At 57.5% G+C, this 19790-nt stretch carries 18 protein-coding genes; 10 read left to right on the plus strand and 8 right to left on the minus strand.

The window, feature by feature from the left end:
* Window positions 1–90: 90 nt before the first annotated feature.
* On the minus strand, window positions 91–747 hold the full coding sequence (locus tag ABJK70_RS07235; protein WP_347257654.1) for a response regulator transcription factor: 657 nt from the start codon (window positions 745–747) through the stop codon (window positions 91–93).
* 200 nt (window positions 748–947) lie between these two features.
* On the opposite strand from ABJK70_RS07235, the gene ABJK70_RS07240 reads away from it, so the two are divergent.
* The 3 genes from ABJK70_RS07240 (at window position 948) to ABJK70_RS07250 (ending at window position 3231) form a co-directional block, all read left to right on the plus strand.
* Complete coding sequence (locus ABJK70_RS07240) at window positions 948–1328, plus strand: response regulator (protein ID WP_168183716.1); 381 nt, start codon at window positions 948–950, stop codon at window positions 1326–1328.
* Window positions 1329–1679: 351 nt separating this feature from the next.
* Window positions 1680–2783, plus strand: a complete 1104-nt coding sequence (locus ABJK70_RS07245; protein ID WP_347257655.1) for an ABC transporter substrate-binding protein — start codon at window positions 1680–1682, stop codon at window positions 2781–2783.
* A 49-nt stretch (window positions 2784–2832) separates the two neighbouring features.
* Window positions 2833–3231 (plus strand): hypothetical protein, encoded by a 399-nt coding sequence (locus ABJK70_RS07250; protein ID WP_077729593.1) that lies wholly within the window; start codon window positions 2833–2835, stop codon window positions 3229–3231.
* A 43-nt stretch (window positions 3232–3274) separates the two neighbouring features.
* On the opposite strand, the gene ABJK70_RS07255 is transcribed toward ABJK70_RS07250, so the two are convergent.
* The 5 genes from ABJK70_RS07255 to ABJK70_RS07275 all read right to left on the minus strand — a co-directional run bounded on the left by ABJK70_RS07255 (window position 3275) and on the right by ABJK70_RS07275 (window position 9328).
* Window positions 3275–5062: a glycoside hydrolase family 15 protein gene (locus ABJK70_RS07255; protein ID WP_347257656.1), complete on the minus strand. Its 1788-nt coding sequence runs from the start codon at window positions 5060–5062 to the stop codon at window positions 3275–3277.
* Between the two features lie 84 nt (window positions 5063–5146).
* Window positions 5147–6295 (minus strand): sn-glycerol-3-phosphate ABC transporter ATP-binding protein UgpC, encoded by a 1149-nt coding sequence (gene ugpC / locus ABJK70_RS07260; RefSeq protein ID WP_086133152.1) that lies wholly within the window; start codon window positions 6293–6295, stop codon window positions 5147–5149.
* A 15-nt stretch (window positions 6296–6310) separates the two neighbouring features.
* Window positions 6311–7126 (minus strand): carbohydrate ABC transporter permease, encoded by an 816-nt coding sequence (locus ABJK70_RS07265; protein ID WP_166642413.1) that lies wholly within the window; start codon window positions 7124–7126, stop codon window positions 6311–6313.
* 22 nt (window positions 7127–7148) lie between these two features.
* Complete coding sequence (locus ABJK70_RS07270) at window positions 7149–8012, minus strand: sugar ABC transporter permease (protein WP_347257657.1); 864 nt, start codon at window positions 8010–8012, stop codon at window positions 7149–7151.
* Window positions 8009–9328 carry an ABC transporter substrate-binding protein gene (locus ABJK70_RS07275; RefSeq protein WP_086133154.1) on the minus strand — a complete coding sequence of 440 codons (1320 nt, stop codon included), beginning with the start codon at window positions 9326–9328 and terminating at the stop codon, window positions 8009–8011. Before ABJK70_RS07275 ends, ABJK70_RS07270 begins: the two co-directional genes overlap by 4 nt.
* Window positions 9329–9890: 562 nt before the next feature.
* On the opposite strand from ABJK70_RS07275, the gene ABJK70_RS07280 reads away from it, so the two are divergent.
* From ABJK70_RS07280 to ABJK70_RS07305, 6 genes are all read left to right on the plus strand, one after another.
* On the plus strand, window positions 9891–11813 hold the full coding sequence (locus ABJK70_RS07280; RefSeq protein ID WP_077729586.1) for a PrkA family serine protein kinase: 1923 nt from the start codon (window positions 9891–9893) through the stop codon (window positions 11811–11813).
* 23 nt (window positions 11814–11836) lie between these two features.
* Window positions 11837–13099: a YeaH/YhbH family protein gene (locus ABJK70_RS07285; protein ID WP_077729585.1), complete on the plus strand. Its 1263-nt coding sequence runs from the start codon at window positions 11837–11839 to the stop codon at window positions 13097–13099.
* Window positions 13096–14586 (plus strand): SpoVR family protein, encoded by a 1491-nt coding sequence (locus ABJK70_RS07290; RefSeq protein ID WP_077729584.1) that lies wholly within the window; start codon window positions 13096–13098, stop codon window positions 14584–14586. Before ABJK70_RS07285 ends, ABJK70_RS07290 begins: the two co-directional genes overlap by 4 nt.
* A gap of 154 nt (window positions 14587–14740) precedes the next feature.
* A complete protein-coding gene (locus ABJK70_RS07295; RefSeq protein ID WP_347257658.1) occupies window positions 14741–16258 on the plus strand; it encodes a R3H domain-containing nucleic acid-binding protein in 1518 nt (505 codons plus the stop codon).
* Window positions 16259–16279: 21 nt separating this feature from the next.
* Window positions 16280–17212, plus strand: a complete 933-nt coding sequence (locus tag ABJK70_RS07300; protein ID WP_077729582.1) for a diacylglycerol kinase family protein — start codon at window positions 16280–16282, stop codon at window positions 17210–17212.
* Window positions 17213–17251: 39 nt separating this feature from the next.
* Window positions 17252–18094, plus strand: coding sequence for a metallophosphoesterase family protein (locus tag ABJK70_RS07305; protein ID WP_347257659.1), 843 nt, complete (start codon window positions 17252–17254; stop codon window positions 18092–18094).
* Window positions 18095–18164: 70 nt separating this feature from the next.
* On the opposite strand, the gene ABJK70_RS07310 is transcribed toward ABJK70_RS07305, so the two are convergent.
* Entirely contained in the window at window positions 18165–18467 is a 303-nt protein-coding gene (locus tag ABJK70_RS07310) for a BON domain-containing protein (RefSeq protein WP_077729580.1), read from the minus strand.
* Window positions 18468–19129: 662 nt separating this feature from the next.
* On the opposite strand from ABJK70_RS07310, the gene ABJK70_RS07315 reads away from it, so the two are divergent.
* Window positions 19130–19486, plus strand: coding sequence for a multidrug efflux SMR transporter (locus tag ABJK70_RS07315; protein WP_346425837.1), 357 nt, complete (start codon window positions 19130–19132; stop codon window positions 19484–19486).
* A 50-nt stretch (window positions 19487–19536) separates the two neighbouring features.
* Here the strand turns inward: ABJK70_RS07315 and ABJK70_RS07320 are convergent.
* Window positions 19537–19790 (minus strand): hypothetical protein (locus ABJK70_RS07320; protein ID WP_347257660.1); only part of this gene is annotated, 254 nt, incomplete at its 5' end.

Genomic DNA, 19790 nt, shown 5'->3' on the forward strand with positions numbered 1-19790 from the left:
GGTCCCGGCGCTTCGGATAGTTGCGAATAATCCGGTTCTGAATTTGTGATGAATGCAGTCCTGATCGTTTCCGATTGCGATCCGCTACACCTATCTCAGAACTAACCCCTTCTCGATAGCATATGCAGTCAGTGCCGCCGCGCTATGAAGATCCAGCTTTTTCATTAAGTTCGCGCGGTGAGTTTCCACGGTCTTCACGCTGAGGTGGAGATATTGCGCGATCTCTTTGTTTTTATGGCCCTCGCCGATCAGTTTCAAAAGCTCTCGCTCCCGATGGGTCAAGCTGTCCCATGCTGACCGAGGCTCTTCCGCGCTCTTGACTTGCAGATACCCCTTTATGATTTTCCCTGAGACGCTCGGACTTAAATAGGTCTTCCCGATCAATACACTGCGGATGGCGATGCGTAGTTCCGCATGAGTGGCATCCTTTAGAACATAACCGTCTGCGCCGGATCTCAGGGCCGCGAGGATGTATTCTTCGACATCGTGCACTGTCAGTACCAGGATCTTCGATTGCGGCGCTCGTTTTTTGATTTCTTGGATGGCCTCCAAGCCCCCTAGCTTGGGCATGGACAGATCCAGCAAGATGAGATCCGCTATGACTTCGCGACATCGCCGGATGAGTTCGATGCCGTTATGGACTTCGCAGACGACTTCCAGATCCCGATCTTGCGACAAGAGCATCCGTAATCCTTCCCGCAAAATCGTATGGTCTTCGGCTATGCAGATTCGTTTTTTTTCTTCCATGGCAAAACGCTACTTTGTTTTCGCTCATCTTCTACGGCGAAGAAGCCGAACCAAATAAGCAAAACTCCTTAGTGCCGGAAACAAAGCGAGCGTGTACGGTCAAATGATCGGATAAGCAGCGCGTTGGATGCTTGAACAGGATTTCTTTTCGACGCGCAAAGGGATATGTGCTTTCCGCATTTTTCAAGGAACTCGCGGTCGTGTGCAAAATATTAATCGTCGATGACAACGCGTCTTTTCGGCGCTTTCTTAAAGCGTTTCTCAGCGATCAGTTCGCTCACCTCGGCATTGTCGAAGCCGAGAACGGTGCAGCAGCGATGAGAATAATCGACGGAGTCAGGCCCGACCTGATTTTCATGGATCTCAAGCTGCCCGGCGAAAACGGTCTCGTACTGACCCGCAAGATAAAGACAATTTATTCTCCCGCCATCGTCATTCTGACCAGCTACGACGCGGTCGAGTATCGTGAAGCCGCTTCGGCATGCGGCGCCGATTATTTCCTGGCCAAGGATGCGGCAAGCGGCGCTGAAGTCTTCTCGTTGACCCAGTCGTTTTTGTCGGGTCTTCCGCCACAACTCTAGTCTTATTGTTTTCTCACAGCTCTACTAACGGCTGCCCGGCAGCCGGCAGCTATTCCATTGCCCCCTCAAAGGAGAGCATCAATGGGATAGGCTCGAAAATGCGGACCTTATCGATGAGATGGATCGATAAGCGGCGTTTACTCTTGATCGGCGACGGGCGCCGACGGCTGTGGACTCGTCTCTATGGCTTTCAAGGCGTGAAAAAAGTCATGGCCAGATCGACATGCTCGCGAGGTCAGGTTCGCTAGCGCGGGTTGAGGTGAAGCCCGATACATTAGCGGACCGACTATCGCAATAAAGATATAAGAGGACGCGATTTGGCTGGCGTCGTGATTAAGCCTTGTGAGCAGCATGCAAAGGGATAGGCTCCGAATCAGCATCAGGGCGTACCTGGCAACTATATCCCTGTTCCTTTTCGAATCGGCTGCCGGCGCGCAGCAACTGACGCCGGCGGAAACGCGCGGAACGCACATTTATCTCCGAGGCGAAAGTCTGTCCGGAACGCCTGTTACAGCGCTGATGGGCGACGACGATGCGGAACTGAACGGACGCGCGCTTCCTTGTGCCAGCTGCCATGGCAAAGACGGTCTCGGACGGGCCGAGGGCGGCCTGACACCGTCCAACATCACCTGGACCAATCTCGCCAAGCCTTACGGCCACGCCCATTCCTACGGGCGAACACATCCGCCGTTCACCGACGAAACACTTGCACGGGCTATTACGCAAGGCCTCGACCCGGCGCGCAACAAGCTTGATAAAGGCATGCCGCGGTACCGAATGTCGGTTCGGGATCTCGCGGATTTGATCGCTTATATCAAGCGCATCGAGGGCGACCACGATTCTGGGCTGAGCGACAGCATCATCCGTGTAGGAGTGTTGATTCCGGCCGATCAAAAGGGCGAGAGAATACGGCGGGTCATTACCGCCTATTTCCGAGCGCGAAATAACGAGGGCGGCTATTTCGGCCGAACCGTAGAGCCGGTGTTTCTTGACGGCGAAAAATCTGGCTCCGGGTTGAGAACATCGATCGAGGAGAAGAATGTGTTCGCCATTTTCGGATTCGCTTCCCCTCGAGCACAAGCCGATCTTGCCGATATAGCAAAAGCGTTGCGCATCCCGGTAATCGAGCCTTCTCCGGAGTTTCCGGATCCCGAGCGCGCAGTCAATCCGTTTACGTTTTATCTGCTGTCCGGGATAAGCGAGCAGAGTCTACTATTGGCAGATTACACGGCTCGAGTTCTCGCCAAGCGCGGCTTCGTTCTTGCGATCGTTCACGGTCCGGGAGCAGCATCGAGTATGCTGACTCAGCGCATTCTTAAACGCATTCGAAGCAAAAACCTCGGAACTCTGGAACCTATCGAATATGTCGGAACCCGCGGGCACGCCGAGGAGACTGTCAACGCCCTTCGCCAGCGTCGCGTGCGGGCCGTCATTTTTTTTCGGTACGGACGATGAACTCGGGGAGTTTTACCGGAGTGCACTGAAAACGACCTGGAGACCATGGGTGTTACTGCCCGGTGCCCTGGCCGGGACGTCGGTGCTTCAGGCACCACCGGATTTTCGTCAACGTCTGCTGATCGGTTATCCGACGCTTCCCCGCGACCGTGCGCCCGAGAAGATCGCCGAACTTGCGGTCCTCGCCGGTACGCAGTCGCCTGAGCATTCGGAGGTCGTCACCTATGTTATGGCCCGCTTATTCGAAGAAGGGCTGCGGCGTGCCGGCCGGCGCTTGGGAAGAGATAGCTTCATGTCCGCACTGAAAAACCTGAACGGCTACGATACCGGTTTGCTCCCGCCAATTTCATTTGGGGACCGTCGGTGGCTCGGGGTGGCCGGAGCATACGTCGTATCTCTTGACCCGGCATCGCCAACACAGGCGACGTGGGTCGAAGACGACAACTGATCATGCACGAGTTCCGGGAGAACGCTTTCATTAAGAAGCCTTGTTAAAACGCTTCCTCCCAAGACTTGGACAGAACCATGGCCGAGTGAATGATCCCGACCATGGAATAGGTCTGCGGGAAATTGCCCCACATTTCGCCGGTTTGCGGATCGGTGTCTTCGGACAAGAGCCCAAGATGGTTCCGGCAGTTGAGCATTTCCTCGAATATGGCGCGGGCGTCTTCCTTTCTGCCGATGGCCGCCAAAGCGCCGATCATCCAAAAGGTGCAGATATTGAAGGCGTTTTGCGGTGCGCCGAAGTCGTCCGGTTCCACATACCGCATCATGTGATTGCCGCGCCGCAATTCCTCTTCCACCGCCTCGACGGTACCGATGAAGCGGGGATCATTCGCAGCGAGGAACTGAAGGTCGTGGAGAAGCAAAAGGCTCGCATCGAGTTCGGAGCCGCCGAAGCTTCCGACGAAGGTATTGCGTCCGGAATCGTACGCCTGCTCCATGATTTCGGTCCGAATCCGCTCTGCCTGGGAGCGCCAATATTGAGCGCGGTCGTGCAGTTCCATGTGATCGGCGATGCGGGCCAAACGATCGCAGCCGGCCCAGCACATCACTGCCGAAAAGGTATGGATGCGGGCGAACCCGCGGAACTCCCAGAGACTCGCATCCGGTACGTTATACAGCCGGGTGCATTGGCGGCCGAGATTTTCCAGGCGTTCGAAAAGACGCTGATCTCCGGGATGCGCGAGGCGGCGGTCGAAGAAAGCCTGGGTGGCGGCCATGATCACGCTGCCGTAGATGTCGTTCTGGATGTGCTCATAGGCCTGATTCCCGACCCGTACCGGTCTGTGATTCCGATAGCCCCTGAGAGAGCTGATCCGGCATTCGATCAATTTTTTCTCCAGGGCGATGCCGTAGACCGGCTGAAGCAGGCTATCGTCGGCCTCGGCCGCGATATTCGAGATATAGTCCAGATATTCCTCCATGGTTCCGGTCGCGCCAAGCCGGTTTAGGGCGCTCACGACGAAATAGGCGTCGCGCAGCCAGCAATAGCGATAATCCCAATTGCGTTCCGTGCCGGCCGCTTCGGGGATGGATGTGGTCATGGCGGCAATGACGGCGCCGGTTTCCTCGAAACAGCACAGCTTGAGGGTGATGGCGGCGCGGATCACGGCCTTCTGCCATTCGAAAGGAATGGACAGCGATCGGGTCCATTCGCGCCAATACAGCAGGGTTTGCTCGTAGCTTTCGCGGGTTGCTTCGGCCACCGTATAACGCAGCGGTTCGTCGGGACCGAAGGTGATCGCCGAAGGTTCCTCCAGCAGAAAGGGCGTCTCGTCCAATATGTAGGAAACCGGCATGTCGGTGCTCATGCGGAAACACATACCGGGAGCGACGAACTGGATATAGTTGGACCCCTGGATGGTTTGCATGGGTTTGACGCCGTAGTCGTAGGTCGGCCGCACTCTGACGGAAATCCGCGGCGTGCCGTTGATCGGCTGAAGCCTTCTGATCAGCCGTTGCGAACGATGCATATGGCCGTACCGTCGGAAACGCGGGGCAAAGTCGGTAATTTGCACCGCAGCGCCGTGCTGATCGTAAAGCGTGGTTACCAGGATAGCGGTGTTGTGCTCGTAGTGCTGTTCGCTATGGGAGAAATCATCGATCACGATGTCGAAGAACCCTTCCTGCACCTCGTCCTCATCGCCGTTGATCAGGCTGCAAAAAATCGGATCGCCGTCGAAACGGGGCAAGCAGCACCAGACGACACGCCCCTTGCGGTCGATCAGTGCGCTGTACATGCAGTTGCCGATAATGCCGAGTTCGAGGTTGCTCATAGCGGTTCCCTATACGTTTTGATCGTTTCAAACATGCCCGTCGCGGGCGCCACATCACCGAAGGCGCTTCGACAGACTGTCGTTTCAATGGTTCCGCAAAAAATTTTCGCCGGTATCGGCGTCGAACAGTTGAATCTTCGTGGCGTCGAAAGTCAGCTCGATCCTATCGCCGCGTTTCAGCCGGAGGTCGGGAGGCACTCGGACAATCAGAACCAGTCCAGCTGGATGAGTTCCCGGCTCGACAACCGCCGATTTGTCCCTGGATGGCCGGAGTGACGGGGCCGGCTGAACATGAAGATAAAGATCCGCGCCCAGCCATTCGACCGAAATGATTTCAGCCGGAAAAACGGGGCCGGCTCTACGCGACGTTCCCGGCAAACAAAAATGTTCCGGACGGATGCCGGCGACGACGTAGCGGTTGCTCAGGCGCTCTAACGGAAAGGAAGGCGGCAGGGGGCAAGGCCCCATAGGCAGCAGCACGCCGGTATCGCCGATCTCGGCATTCAGGAAGTTCATCGACGGCGATCCGATGAAGCCCGCCACGAATTCGTTACGGGGCGTCTCGTACAGTTCCTTCGGCGTTCCGATCTGCTGGACTTCTCCGCTTCGCAATATCGCCACACGATCGCCCAGCACCATGGCTTCGGTTTGGTCGTGAGTGACGTAAACGGTCGTGATGCCCAGCCTTTCCTGGAGGGCCGCGATCTCGGTGCGCATTTGAACGCGCAGCCGAGCATCGAGATTCGATAGGGGCTCGTCCAACAAGAACACCTGGGGTCTTCGCACGATCGCTCGTCCCATGGCTACCCGCTGGCGCTGTCCTCCGGACAGGTCCGAAGGTTTGCGGTCGAGCAGCGGGTCCAGTTGGAGGATGGCCGCGACCTCGTCCACCCGCCGCTTGATTTCGTCCCGCGCCAGTTTGGCCAATTTGAGCGGAAACGAGATGTTCTCCCTGACCGTCATATGGGGGTAGAGCGCATAGCTTTGGAATACCATCGCCATGTTGCGGTCCTTGGGGTCGAGTTCATTGATCCTGTTGCCGTCGACCCGGATTTCGCCCTCGGTGATGTCTTCCAGACCGACGATCATGTTCAGCAGGGTCGACTTGCCGCAGCCTGACGGTCCAACGAGAATGAAAAACTCGCCGTCCTTGACGGTGAAATTTGCCTTTCTGACCGCCCAGGCCCCGCCGGCAAAGCGTTTGCTCACGTGATCGAAGACGATTTCGGCCATTTTTGCTACTCCCGGTCATCCTTTGACGGCACCGGCCGTAAGTCCGGCAATGATGCGGCGCTGGAACATCAGGACCAGTGCGATGATCGGTATCGTGACCACTACGGAAGCGGCGGCGATGGAACCGGTAGGCAGCTCGAATTGGGAACTTCCCGTAAAAAACGCGATGGCGACCGGCACGGTGCGGGCCCGATCCGTGGACGTGAGGGACGCGGCGAACAAAAAATCGTTCCACGCGAAAATGAAGACCAAGATGGCCGAAGCGACGATTCCCGGCGCCACCAGCGGCAAGATGACGAGCCGAAAGGCTTGCGACGGGGTGGCGCCGTCGACCCGTGCGGCTCGCTCCAGGTCCCACGGGATTTCGCGAAAAAAAGCGGTCAAGGTCCAAATGGCGAGCGGCAAGGTGAAGCTCAGATAGGGAAGGATCAAGCCCGGCCAGGTGTCGAAAAGACGCAGCGTGCGCCAGAGTTCGAACAAGGGACCGACCACGGATATCGGCGGAAACATGGCTACTGCGAGCGTGCCGTAAAAAATCCAGTGTTTGCCGCGAAAGTCGAGCCGAACGATGGCGTACGCCGCAAAGATGGCGATTATTATGGACAACCCGGTGGCGATCGAAGCGATGCCCACGGAGTTCAAGAGCGCCGCCGGAAATTGCGGGTCGTTAAAGACCGTTCGGTAGTGCTCGAGACTGAGCGTGTCCGGGAAAAAACGCGCATTGCCGAGTTCGCGCCCAGGCTTGAGCGACAGCGATATGATCCAAATCACGGGCAACAAGGCGTAAGTAACAACGAGGAGACTTCCCAAGGCACCGAGGAATCCGTCCATACCTGCGAATCGTATTCGCATGTCACCGTCCCGTGCGGAGCAAGGGCGTTCCGAAGCTCTTGGTGAAGAGCAGAGCGATCGCGAGCGTGCACAGAAAAATCAGCACCGATACCGCCGAACCCAAACCCAGGTTGAGACGGGCAATCAGCGTGTTGTATCCAATCACCGATACCGATTCGGTGCCATGCGCGCCGCGTGTCAGAACATAGACCGAATCGAAGATGCGAAAAGCATCCAAGGTCCGGAACAGCAGCGCCACCAAGATGGACGGTTTCATCAAGGGCAGGGTAATGAGACGGAAGCGCTGTAAGGCGGATGCTCCGTCGACCCGAGCCGCCCTGAGCACATCATCCGGAATGAGGCTCAAGCCGGCCAGCAGCAAAAGAGCCATGAACGGTGTGGTTTTCCAGATCTCGCTGAGTATGATGACGCCGAATGCCGACCAGCGTTCGTTGAGCCAGGCTTGATCGACGCCGAGCAGGCTGTTGACGAATCCGGTGGTCGGATCGAATGCGAACTTCCAGGCGAGAGCTGATACCACGGTGATGATGGCGTAAGGCACCAAAGCCGCCGAACGGACCGTTCGGCGTCCGAACACGGCTTTATGCATGAGCAGTGCGAGAGCGAAGCCGAGCACCAGTTCGAAAAAAACCGAAATGGTCGTGATCAGAAGCGTATTTCCAAGCGCCTGCCACCATACTTCCGAACTTAATACGCTGAAGTAGTTGCCGATGCCTATGAAATCGGGCGGAGCCGCGTGGCGTAGGTCGTAGCGGTAAAGCGAGAGCCGGACGGCATCGAGAATGGGATAGGCCGTAACCAAAGCCATCGCGGCTAGAGCCGGGGTGCAAAAAAGCCATCCTTTGACGTTCTGGGCACGCCTCATAGCAAGCCTTCCGAACGCAATGCTCGTTGCACGGCTTTCCGCAAGCGAGTCGTATCCCGGTCCGGCTCGATGTCGCGCATGGGATGAAGGGTGCGGCTGATGGCGAGGGACACGTCGGCGTAGAGCGGCGTTTGAGGACGTTCCACCGCATCGTTCAAGGCCGCTCGCAGCACATCCGCGAACGGCAGCCGGCGACGCACGGCCGGATCGTTATAAAGGGCGGACACGGTGGGTGGAAGTCCCCCGCGTTGTGCGGCGATCCGCTGATTATCCCTGCTTGCTAGGCATTCGGCCGCGTTGAAGGCGAGTTCGGGATAACGCGAGTAGGTGCTGACGGCGAGATCGATGCCTCCGACCGTCACCCGGCTGGGCCGGCCGGGCAGAACCGCGGGCCAGCGTGCCCAGCCCATGTTCGCCGCGACGTCGGGCGCGTTCTGCCGAGCGCTGGGCCAGACGAAGGTATAGTTGAGCATGAATGCCGAATTGCCGGTTTCGAAAGCCAGCCGCGCCTGGTCTTCGCGGCTGGTGGACAGCCCCGGATCGGCCGCGGGAGAAGTCGCCAACCGCTTCATCACCTGAAGAGCTTTACGGGTGGGTTCGGGCTCCAGGGAGACCTGCTGTCCCCCAGCATCCAGGACCGTGCCCCCGGCCGAGGCGAGCAGGGATACAAAAAGGACGGTCAGCCCCTCATAGCGTTCGCCCTGAACCTGAATCCGGCCATTCCTGCCCAACTTCTCGGCCGAATCGATCATCTCGTCCCAGGTATCCGGCGGTGTCGGGACACGGTCGGTTCGATACCAGAGCAATTGGACATTGGTCGTGAAAGGCGTCGCCCAGAACACATTCTTATAAGTAGCGGTTTGAACCGTTATCGGAAACCGACCGGCTGAAGCCCGGCGGGTCGATCTCATCGGCCATTCCCGTATCCAGCCCGCTTCGGCGAATTCGGCGGTCCAGATCACGTCCATCCCGATGATGTCGATAGATTCGTCGCCTGCAGCCAGGCGGCGCGTCAATTGCTCCCTTTGCTGATCGGCATCGGCCGGCAGAGAGACGACATCGATGCGATAGCGGTCTTTTGCGAATTCGGTGCAGCGCCGGGCGGCTTCTCGGAAGGCGCCGGAAGGTTCGTCGAACACATACCAGGTCAAATGAGGCGGTCCGACAGGTTCCGGATTGCGGCAGGACCACGCCGGCAAACCGAGGGACAGAAGAAACAGCAGGCGCAGTAGCGCGATCGAGCACCGCGACGAGATGCGGGCCGGCCACTTGTTGACTTGAAAAAACCGTCCCGCTCTCAGGCGGTAGACGCCCATCCGGAAGTCCATTCTCCTCGGAGTTCAAACGTGCTTGTGGCCCGAAGTGGAACATCGGCACAGGTTTCGTGTCAAGTGTGGCTGAGCATTGCAAATGATCGAGAAGATGGTGCCGTTTATTGGAAATACGCTTCCCGGCATAAACTCGGGTGTTTAGCGTCGAACGTATGGCCGACGATTAATTCTAAACTAATAAGAGGACAATACAGCGGAGTGGGCTCGAGTTCGGCCATCGCTAAGTATTGTGTATCGCTCGGCAAGCAGTGCGAAACAGTTTTGTTACATGCTCGATGAGGTTCTCTTTGGCATAAAGTTTTTCTTGGGTGTCTCGCAGCCGGGGAACCGAAATATGTTAGGCTACGTCTTAGCGGTAAGAGCCGCGAGCGCCGCATTTATTGCATAGTGCGGATGGATGAGAAAGCCACGTTCGCTATGATAGGGACAGTTAATACGCTCGTTGTCTCAACCAGCAAAATATCGAACGAGGCAGCTTGCGGTCCTCTCGCCGGAGACGTTAAGACCTTTTTGAGCATCTGCTGATTGCAGAGGAGACCTCGCATCTATGGGTATCTTCGATCACTATCAATCCCGCTATGAAAAAGCGCGCGAAGAAGAGTATTCGCTTCAGGAATATCTAGAAATTTGCCGTAAGGATCCGACGGCCTACGCCAGTCCAGCCGAGCGTATGCTGATCGCCATCGGCGAACCCGAACTGGTCGACACCCGGCTCGATCCGCGCCTTTCACGCATTTTCGCCAATAAAGTCATCAAGCGCTATCCGGCTTTTGCCGATTTTTACGGCATGGAGGAAACCATTGAGCAGATGGTGGCATTTTTCCGCCACGCCGCTCAGGGGCTGGAAGAGCGCAAACAGATTCTGTACTTGCTGGGCCCGGTCGGAGGCGGCAAGTCTTCGCTGGCCGAGAAGTTGAAGCACCTCATGGAGCAGGTGCCGTTTTACGCCATCAAGGGTTCGCCCATCAACGAATCGCCGCTGGGACTGTTCGACCCCGAAGAGGACGGTCCGATTCTCGAAAACGAATACGGTATCCCGCGCCGTTACTTCAATACGATCATGTCGCCTTGGGCGGTGAAACGCCTGCACGAGTACAACGGCGATATCACCAAATTCCGCGTCGTCAAGGTGCGCCCGTCCATGTTGGATCAGCGGGCGGTGTCGAAGACCGAACCGGGCGACGAAAACAACCAGGACATCTCGTCCCTGGTCGGCAAGGTCGACATCCGGAAGCTGGAGCGCTTCAGCCAGGACGATCCGGATGCCTACAGCTTCTCGGGCGGCCTTTGCCTCGGCAACCGAGGTATCATGGAATTCGTGGAGATGTTCAAGGCGCCGATCAAGGTGCTGCATCCTCTCCTGACGGCGACCCAGGAGGGCAATTACAAAGGTACCGAAGGGCTTTCGGCCATTCCGTTCGAGGGCATCATCATGGCCCATTCGAACGAGTCCGAGTGGTTGCAGTTCAAGAACAACAAGAACAACGAGGCGTTTCTGGACCGTGTCTATGTGGTCAAAGTGCCTTATTGCCTAAGGGTTTCAGAAGAGATCAAGATTTACGAGAAACTCTTGATCCACAGTTCGCTGTCCGATTCGCCCTGCGCACCCCACACACTGAAAATGCTGGCGCAGTTCGCGGTGCTGTCGAGGCTTAAAGAACCGGAGAACTCCAATGTTTACTCGAAAATGCGGGTTTACGACGGCGAGAACCTGAAGGACACCGATCCCAAGGCGAAATCCTATCAGGAATACCGGGACTTCGCGGGCGTGGACGAAGGGATGACCGGTCTTTCCACGCGCTTCGCGTTCAAGATCCTGTCGAAAGTGTTCAACTTCGACCATTCCGAAGTCGCGGCGAATCCCGTTCACTTGCTGTATACGCTGGAACAGCAGATCACGCAGGAGCAATTCCCGCCGGAGGTGCAGGAGCGTTATCTGCGCTTCATCAAGGAATTCCTGGTGCCGCGCTATGTGGATTTCATCGGCAAGGAAATCCAGACCGCTTACCTGGAATCGTATTCCGAGTACGGACAGAACATCTTCGACCGGTATGTTACGTACGCCGACTACTGGATACAGGATCAGGAATACCGCGATCCGGATACCGGCGAGAGTTTCGACCGCAGGGCGCTCAACGAGGAACTCGAAAAGATCGAAAAACCGGCAGGCATCAGCAATCCCAAGGATTTCCGCAATGAAGTGGTGAACTTCGTGCTGCGTGCCCGCGCCAAGAACGCCGGCAAGAATCCGGCCTGGACCAGCTATGAAAAGCTGCGTGCGGTCATCGAGAAGAAGATGTTCGCCAATACGGAAGAACTGCTGCCGGTGATCTCCTTCAACGCCAAGGCGTCGCTGGACGATCAGAAGAAACACGAGGAATTCGTGAACCGCATGGTTCACAAAGGGTACACGCCCAAGCAGGTGCGGCTGTTGTGCGAATGGTATCTCAGGGTGCGCAAGTCCTCTTAACCGAGCGATAGGTATTCAAGCCCATGAGTCAATTTATAGACCGCCGCTTAAACCCCAAGAACAAGAGCGCTGTCAATCGGCAGCGCTTTCTCCAACGCTTCCGCGGTCAGATTCGCAAGGCCGTTGCCGATGCCGTCGCGAAGCGGTCGGTAACGGACGTAGACCGTGGCGAAAAGATTCAGATTCCGACCAAGGATATTTCGGAACCGACGTTTCGGCATGGCCAAGGCGGGCGGCGGGAGGTCGTTCAACCCGGCAATAAGGAGTTTATAGCGGGCGACAAGGTACCCCGTCCGGAAGGCGAGGAGGGCGGTTCGGGCAACCGTGCCAGCGATACCGGCGAGGGCATGGACGAATTCGTTTTCGAATTGTCGCGCGAAGAGTTTTTGGAATTCATCTTCGAAGATCTCGAGCTGCCGAACATGGTGAAGCGGCAACTGGCGAGAGAAGCCACTTTCAAGAGTCAGCACGCGGGTTTTACCAGCGACGGATCGCCCTCGAACCTGCACGTCATCCGCTCGATGCGGGAGGCTTTGGCGCGCCGCACGGCCTTGCGCGCGCCATCAGCGGACCGGAAGCGGGAGCTGGAAGTCGAACTCGCGGCTTTGCTAACTGGCGGTGAGCCTGACGAGGAGCGTATCGCCGCATTGAGCGAGGAGATCGCCCTGCTGGAGCGCAGGATTCGGGCAGTGCCGTTCCTCGACACCATCGATCTCCGTTACCGAAACCGCATTCAAGTTCCGAAGCCCAGCACCCAGGCCGTGATGTTTTGCCTCATGGACGTCTCCGGTTCCATGGACGAGGTGAAAAAGAATCTTGCGAAACGTTTTTTCTTGTTGCTTTACTTGTTTCTTACGCGAAATTACGAAAAGACGGACGTGGTCTTCATTCGCCATCATACGGTGGCGCTGGAGGTGGATGAACAGGATTTCTTCTATTCGCGGGAAACCGGCGGGACCGTTGTGTCGAGCGCGCTCGAGCTGATGAAGGACATCATCCGCGACCGCTACCCCTCGGGCGACTGGAACATCTACGGCGCCCAGGCGTCGGACGGCGACAACTGGCCCGAGGACTCGACGAATTGTTCGCGCTTGCTGATCGAAGACATCATGGCGAGCGTGCAGTATTACGCCTATATCGAGATCAACAACCACGAGCCCCACAGCCTGTGGATGGAATACGAAAAAGTGGCGGAATACTGGCCCAACTTTGCCATGCAGCCGATTTATAGCGCGGCGGACATTTATCCGGTCTTTAGAGAACTCTTCAAGAAGCAGCAGGCATGAGCCGCAAACCCCTTTCAGAAGGCTCCGAATGGACTTTCGAACTCCTTCAGAGCTATGACACCGAGATCGCCCGAATCGCGGCTGGTTTCGGCCTGGACACTTATCCCAACCAAATCGAGATCATCACCTCGGAACAGATGATGGACTGCTATTCGAGCACGGGCATGCCGGTGTTCTACCCGCATTGGTCCTTCGGCAAGCAGTTTCTGACCGTCGAGAAAAGCTATCGGCGCGGATACATGGGGCTGGCCTACGAGCTGGTCATCAATTCCAACCCGTGTATCGCCTATCTCATGGAGGAGAACAGCATGACCATGCAGGCGCTGGTCATCGCGCATGCCTGTTATGGCCATAACTCCTTCTTCAAAAACAATTATTTGTTCAAGACCTGGACCAATGCCGACGCCATCATCGATTACCTGGTGTTCGCCCGGAACTACATCGCGGAATGCGAAGAACGTTACGGCGTCTCGGCCGTAGAGGAGCTGCTGGATTCCTGTCATGCCTTGATGAACTACGGCGTGGACCGTTACCGCCGGCCGCCGGCGCTTTCGATAACCGAGGAGAAGCATAGGCAGAAAGAGCGGGAGGAATATCTTCAGTCGCAGATTAACGATTTATGGCTGCGCACCGTTCCAAAGAAGGAAAGATACTTCCAGGAGCAAGCCCATCAGTTTCCGGCCGAACCCGAGGAAAATCTCCTTTATTTCTTCGAGAAGAACGCGCCGCTGCTGGAGTCTTGGCAGCGGGAAATCATTCGAATCGTCCGCAAGATCGCGCAATATCTCTATCCCCAGCGTCAAACCAAGGTAATGAACGAGGGTTGGGCGACCTTCTGGCACTACACCCTTCTGAACAGGCTCTATGACGAAGGCTTGGTGACCGACGGATTCATGCTGGAATTCCTGCAATCGCATACCAACGTCATCAGCCAGCCGCCGTATTACAGCAATCACTTTTCGGGACTCAATCCTTATGCCTTGGGATTCGCCATGATGAGCGACATTCGGCGGATCTGCGAACATCCCGCCGACGAAGATCGGAAATGGTTCCCCGATCTTGTGGATACCGATTGGACCAAGACGCTGGACTTCGCCATGCGCAATTTCAAGGACGAGAGTTTCATCGCCCAATACCTCTCGCCCAAGGTCATTCGGGATTTCAAGCTGTTCAGCGTGCTGGACGACGATTTGAACGACGAACTGGAAATCACCCACATTCACGACGAGGACGGCTATCGAGCCGTTCGCCACGTGCTTTCGGATCAGTACAACCTCGGCAACCTGGAGCCCAGCATTCAGGTCTACCGGGTGGACACCCGAGGAGACCGGTCGTTGACCCTGCGGCATTATCAGCATCATCGCCGCCCCTTGGGAGAGAGCACCAACGAGATGCTGCGGCATGTGCGCCGGCTGTGGGGATTCAAGGCGAGACTCGAAACGGTGGACGAGAACGGACGGATCCAGAAATCGTACGAATGCGACTGACCAGGAGGCGTCCGCGGCCGGACGGGCGGGGAAGGTAATGGTCGATAGAGATGTTCTCGAATCATCGACCTGACGGCTCGGCGGAGCTGCGGACACGCGATTGGATGCCGTTACGGCGTCGGACAGGGCTTGAAAGAACACCCCGTGCAAAGATGTGACCGCCAAGACCCATCTCGATGATCTCCACCTGCTCATAAAGCTCCTTCCACCGGAGCTCCAGAAATCCCTAGCGCTGCAAGGCCAGGGGGAATTGCTCGAAATCATCTTGGACTTAGGGCGCCTGCCCCAGGCACGCTATCCCCACGCCGCCCTGAACTTATCGAATCAACCGGTTACCCGCGAAGACCTTGATGCCGTAATCGGCGCCTTGGGTGAATTCGGCGCGGACAACCGCGCCGGCATCGAGGGGACTTTGCACCGCATTTCCGCCATTCGCAACCGGCGGGGCGAGATCATCGGTTTGACCTTGCGCGTGGGGCGCGCGGTATTCGGAACCATCGATCTGATACGTGATCTCGTCGAGAGCGGCAAGAGCCTCGTATTGCTCGGCCGGCCCGGCGTCGGAAAGACGACCAAATTGAGAGAGGTGGCGCGCGTACTGGCCGACGATTTCGGCAAGCGCGTCGTCGTGATCGATACATCCAATGAGATTGCCGGCGACGGCGATGTCCCGCACCCGGCCATCGGCAGCGCCCGGCGAATGATGGTCGCGCATCCGGATCGACAACATGCAGTGATGATCGAGGCGGTGGAAAACCATATGCCCGAAGCGATCATCGTCGACGAAATCGGCACAGCCACGGAGGCAATGGCCGCGCGCACCATCGCCGAGCGTGGCGTTCAGCTGATCGGCACGGCTCACGGCAACACGCTGGAGAATTTAGTTCTGAATCCCACGCTGTGCGATCTGGTCGGCGGCGTGCAAACGGTGACTCTCAGCGACGAAGAGGCCCGGCTTCGGGGCACGCAAAAAACCGTAAGCGAGCGGAAGGCTCCGCCCACCTTCGATATCGTCGTAGAGATTACCGCCAGGGACGAGGTGGTCGTGCACCTGGACACCGCGCAGGCGGTCGATGCCATCCTGAGCGGCACACAGCCCAAAGGCATACGCCGCCAAGGCCCGGTTGCCGTTCAGTCGCCGGTGACGGCGAGCGAACCCGAGTCGGCCGTGGAAATCGCGAGAGAGGTCTTATTCGTCCGCTCCGACCGGCAGCGTCCGGTTCGCATCTATGCTTATGCGCTCAGCCGGGACTCGGTGGAACGCGTGATCCGCGACCTCCACTTGGAGGCCCGCACGGTGAGATATCCGGACCAGGCCGATCTTGTCGTGACGCTGCGCGCGCGGGAAGACGATGCAAGCCTGAAACGCATCGTTCAAGGCGGTCAATTGCCGGTGCATGCCGTCAAGAAGAACACGACCGCTCAGATTCGGCAGCTCCTGCGCAGTCTGTTTCACATCGTTCCCGGCGACAAACAGGACGAGGTCGGGGAAATGGTGCGCGAGACCGAGCGTGCCGTGCAGCAGGTCAAGGCCGAAGGCGTCATGGCGGAACTCTCGCCGCGTTCGGCCGCCTTGCGCCAGATGCAACATCGCATCGTTACCCGCCACGGCTTGGTCGCCGAAAGCATTGGCTGTGAACCACACCGGCATTTGGTGATCTATCCCATGTAATTCCCCCGGTAAAATCAGCTTATGGCCGCCCGTTTGGCGATTATCGTTAGCACTTCTGCGGGTAGTGACGAAAAAAAGGGACTGGAAAAGCGGCTCGAAGAGTTCTTCGTCTCACGCAACCGGGATGCCCGGATATGGGTTGCGAACAGCGGCGATGAAGTTCCGGACCTCGCGCGGCGAGCCCTGGCCGAGAACGCCGATCTGATAGCGGCAGGCGGCGGAGACGGCACCATCAATGCGGTTGCCTCGGTGCTCGCCGAAACCGGCAAGATACTGGGCGTACTGCCGCTCGGCACGCTCAACCACTTCGCCAAGGATCTCGGGATTCCCCTGGATTTGGAGCAAGCCGCGCAAATTCTTGTCGACGGCACGCCCGCCCGGATCGATGTCGGAGAGGTCAACGGCAGGATTTTCGTCAACAATTCCAGCCTGGGGCTGTATCCCAGCATCGTACACGGTCGGGAGACCCTGCAGGACCGCCTGGAATACGGCAAATGGCCGGCGTTTCTCTGGGCATCTCTGTCCGTCTTGCGCCGGTATGCCATTCTGGAAGCCCGATTGCGTGTCGACGACCGGGAACTCGTGCGGCACACGCCTTTCATTTTCGTCGGGAACAATCGGTACCAGGTCGAAGGATTCAATATCGGAGCGCGAACCACCCTCGATTCGGGCTGGCTGTGGCTGTATACCACTCGAGAAATCGGCCGGCTCGGCCTTTTGCGATTCGGGCTCCGCGCGCTCTTGCGGAGTTTGCGTAAAGACAAGGACTTCGACATGATGCGGACCAAGGAGATCGTTATCGAGGCTAGGCACAGCAGCCGCCTTCGGGTCGCTACCGACGGCGAGGTGATCGTCATGCAGACTCCGCTGCATTATCGAATTCGGCCGGGCGCTCTACGGGTGATAGTGCCGAACACGAAGGTCGAGTCTCGCGGAAGCGCCATTGCGAGCTAGGTCCGGCTGCCGATCGGTCGGCGAGGCGTAACGCGGCGCATGCGAACCATCGTCCATCTTTCGGATCTGCACTTCGGCCGCGTCGACAGCTCCTTGGTCGATCCGCTGATCCAATCGGTTCGGGAGATAGGGCCCGATCTGGTCGCGATCTCTGGCGATCTGACCCAACGCGCACGAACCGCTCAATTTCTCGAAGCCCGGCGCTTTCTCGATGCGCTGCCGAAGCCGCAAATCGTGGTGCCCGGCAATCATGACGTACCCCTCTATAATCCGCTGGCCCGTTTTTTCCGGCCGCTGGTCAAATACCGGCGCTATATCGGTGAAAACATCGAGCCCTTCTATGCCGATGAGCAGATCGCCGTGGTCGGCGTCAATACGGCGCGCTCGCTGACCATCAAGAACGGGCGGGTCAATCGAAGGCAGCTGGACCGCATTCGGGAACGCTTGTGTGATTACCCCGGTGCGGTCATCAAGATCGTGGTGACCCATCACCCTTTCGACCTGCCCGAGGGCTTCCGTGAGGGCGATCTTGTCGGCCGGGCGCGGATGGCCATGGAAGCGCTGGCGAGCTGCGGAGTCGATATGTTCTTAGCCGGGCATCTCCATGTCAGCCATTCGGGGCACACGGGAGAACGGTATCGCATCGCCGGTTACAAGGCGCTCGTGATCAGCGCCGGAACCGCGCTTTCGGTCCGCACGCGAAAGGAAAAAAACGCGTTTAACGTGCTCCGGATCGAGCATCCGAAGGTTGTCCTGGAGCGTTGCACATGGGAATCCGAAAATGCGCGTTTCGTTCCCTCTGCCGCGGAGTATTTCGAGCGCCGCGCGGATGGTTGGATGCGTATGAAGGATGATGCCGCCGGGCCGTGCCGGCGCTCCTGACACTGGATCGAGTTTGAGACGATGTTGCGTCGGCCGTTGAATGTGAGTCGGCCACGGCTTACGGTAGCGGTTATTGCATCACGCGGATATCGTTCTTGACGGATCGAACGCCGGCGACGTCTCTCGCGATCGCTTCGGCGCGCTGCTTTTCCGAGGCCGTGTTGACGAAGCCGCTGAGTTGCACGGTACCTTTGAACGTTTCGACCTGGATGTCCAGCCCTTTGACCACTTCATCGCGCAGCAGAGCCGATTTGACCTTGGTGGTAACGGCCGTGTCATCGAGATATTCGCCGGTGCTCTCGCGGGTCTTCGAACCGGCGCACCCGACGACCATTGCGGCTGCGGCCAGGGCGAGAAACTGTCTTCTTTTCATCACGCTGTTCACTCCTTCGATGAACGGCCAAGGATTTCAGGCAGCTATGTCAGAAAGGGATTTCCGACCTTGGATGGCGCCGGACGCAACATCGAAAACGAGGATACGTTTTTGACGGAACGGCAGGGCGCCTGGCGACTTTGCCGGCCGTGAAGCTGGATGAGCAAGTGTGTGAACGACGGGAGAAAGAAAAATGGAACTTCCGTGTTCCCAAAAATACATCCCAGCCAAATTCGGATCAGTCCAGTTACATGCGGAGCATTCCATTTCCGTGTCGAGCATCCTGGCCCGAGGATAGGGAGCGTCCAGAATCTGTTGAAACACTCCAACTCCCTTCGCAACATCCTGGTTGCGTTTGGGAACGTCCTGTTCTTGGCGACATCCTTAAGTCCATTCGCCGTAATCCCGTCCTGCGGGAGCATCCATGTTCCGGACCCGAGATCAGCTCAGGTGGATGTATTTAAGCTCACCACCCCCAAATTAAACATACGTACATTTCCGTACCTTTTGAAAGGACTTGGGAGCAGTTAACCGAATCAGCGGAACGGAAGATCAGCTGGCTCGAAGATCGGGAATCAACGTATGCGAGTCTTGTGGAAAATCAAATCTCGCAAACCGACTCGGCAGAAAGATCGGGTAATATCGTCTGTCTAAACTAGGCTATGGCTTCGCTGCGTAGCGACATTCTTTTAAGCATGGGTTGGACATATTTACTTGTTGCGGGGATATTCGAGATCGTCTGGGCGGTGGGATTGAAATTCACCGAGGGCTTTACGCGTTGGTGGCCGAGTTTAGGCGTAGGCGCCGCCATGATAATCAGTCTGGTGTTCTTGTCCCTGGCGCTGAGGACGATACCGTTAGGCACCGGTTACGCCGTTTGGACTGGAATAGGCGCCGCCGGGACCGCGATTATCGGCATCATACTGTTCAACGAATCCACGGACCTGGTCCGGATCGTCTGCATTCTGCTAATCGTCTTGGGCGTCGTAGGCTTGAAGCTGCTCTACACGGAAAACTGATGCCCGGCTTTGCTTCCGGGAGCGGACGATCGATTCGAGCATTTTCATGCCTACTGTACGGGCACTCGCGCGTAGGTCGGGAATCCCTCCCAATCGCAAACGGTCGCTTTAGTCGCGACCCTTCCAATCGCAAACGGCGTCTTCGGGAGCGCCGAAGCCGCCCTTCCCGACGGTGCCGTTGGGGTAACGGGTTCGTCGGCAAAGGATTGCCGACCTACGAATGCTTGAATCAATTTACCGTCGCCGAAGGCGCCAATGACGCCCGCCGAGCCGGTTTTGCCGTACGAGCGAGATGAAAACGCTC

Origin of the sequence: Methylocaldum sp. (assembly GCF_039794385.1) — a bacterium.
Taxonomy (GTDB): Bacteria; Pseudomonadota; Gammaproteobacteria; order Methylococcales; family Methylococcaceae; genus Methylocaldum.

Coding starts and splice junctions, on each gene's coding strand:
- ABJK70_RS07285 (WP_077729585.1), top strand. CDS start 11,837: ATGAGTCAATTTATAGACCGCCGCTTAAACCCCAAGAACAAGAGCGCT.
- ABJK70_RS07300 (WP_077729582.1), top strand. CDS start 16,280: ATGGCCGCCCGTTTGGCGATTATCGTTAGCACTTCTGCGGGTAGTGAC.
- ABJK70_RS07310 (WP_077729580.1), bottom strand. CDS start 18,467: ATGAAAAGAAGACAGTTTCTCGCCCTGGCCGCAGCCGCAATGGTCGTC.
- ABJK70_RS07255 (WP_347257656.1), bottom strand. CDS start 5,062: ATGAGCAACCTCGAACTCGGCATTATCGGCAACTGCATGTACAGCGCA.
- ABJK70_RS07315 (WP_346425837.1), top strand. CDS start 19,130: ATGGCTTCGCTGCGTAGCGACATTCTTTTAAGCATGGGTTGGACATAT.
- ABJK70_RS07280 (WP_077729586.1), top strand. CDS start 9,891: ATGGGTATCTTCGATCACTATCAATCCCGCTATGAAAAAGCGCGCGAA.
- ABJK70_RS07270 (WP_347257657.1), bottom strand. CDS start 8,012: ATGAGGCGTGCCCAGAACGTCAAAGGATGGCTTTTTTGCACCCCGGCT.
- ABJK70_RS07235 (WP_347257654.1), bottom strand. CDS start 747: ATGGAAGAAAAAAAACGAATCTGCATAGCCGAAGACCATACGATTTTG.
- ABJK70_RS07305 (WP_347257659.1), top strand. CDS start 17,252: ATGCGAACCATCGTCCATCTTTCGGATCTGCACTTCGGCCGCGTCGAC.
- ABJK70_RS07275 (WP_086133154.1), bottom strand. CDS start 9,328: ATGGGCGTCTACCGCCTGAGAGCGGGACGGTTTTTTCAAGTCAACAAG.
- ABJK70_RS07265 (WP_166642413.1), bottom strand. CDS start 7,126: ATGGACGGATTCCTCGGTGCCTTGGGAAGTCTCCTCGTTGTTACTTAC.
- ABJK70_RS07290 (WP_077729584.1), top strand. CDS start 13,096: ATGAGCCGCAAACCCCTTTCAGAAGGCTCCGAATGGACTTTCGAACTC.
- ABJK70_RS07245 (WP_347257655.1), top strand. CDS start 1,680: ATGCAAAGGGATAGGCTCCGAATCAGCATCAGGGCGTACCTGGCAACT.
- ugpC (WP_086133152.1), bottom strand. CDS start 6,295: ATGGCCGAAATCGTCTTCGATCACGTGAGCAAACGCTTTGCCGGCGGG.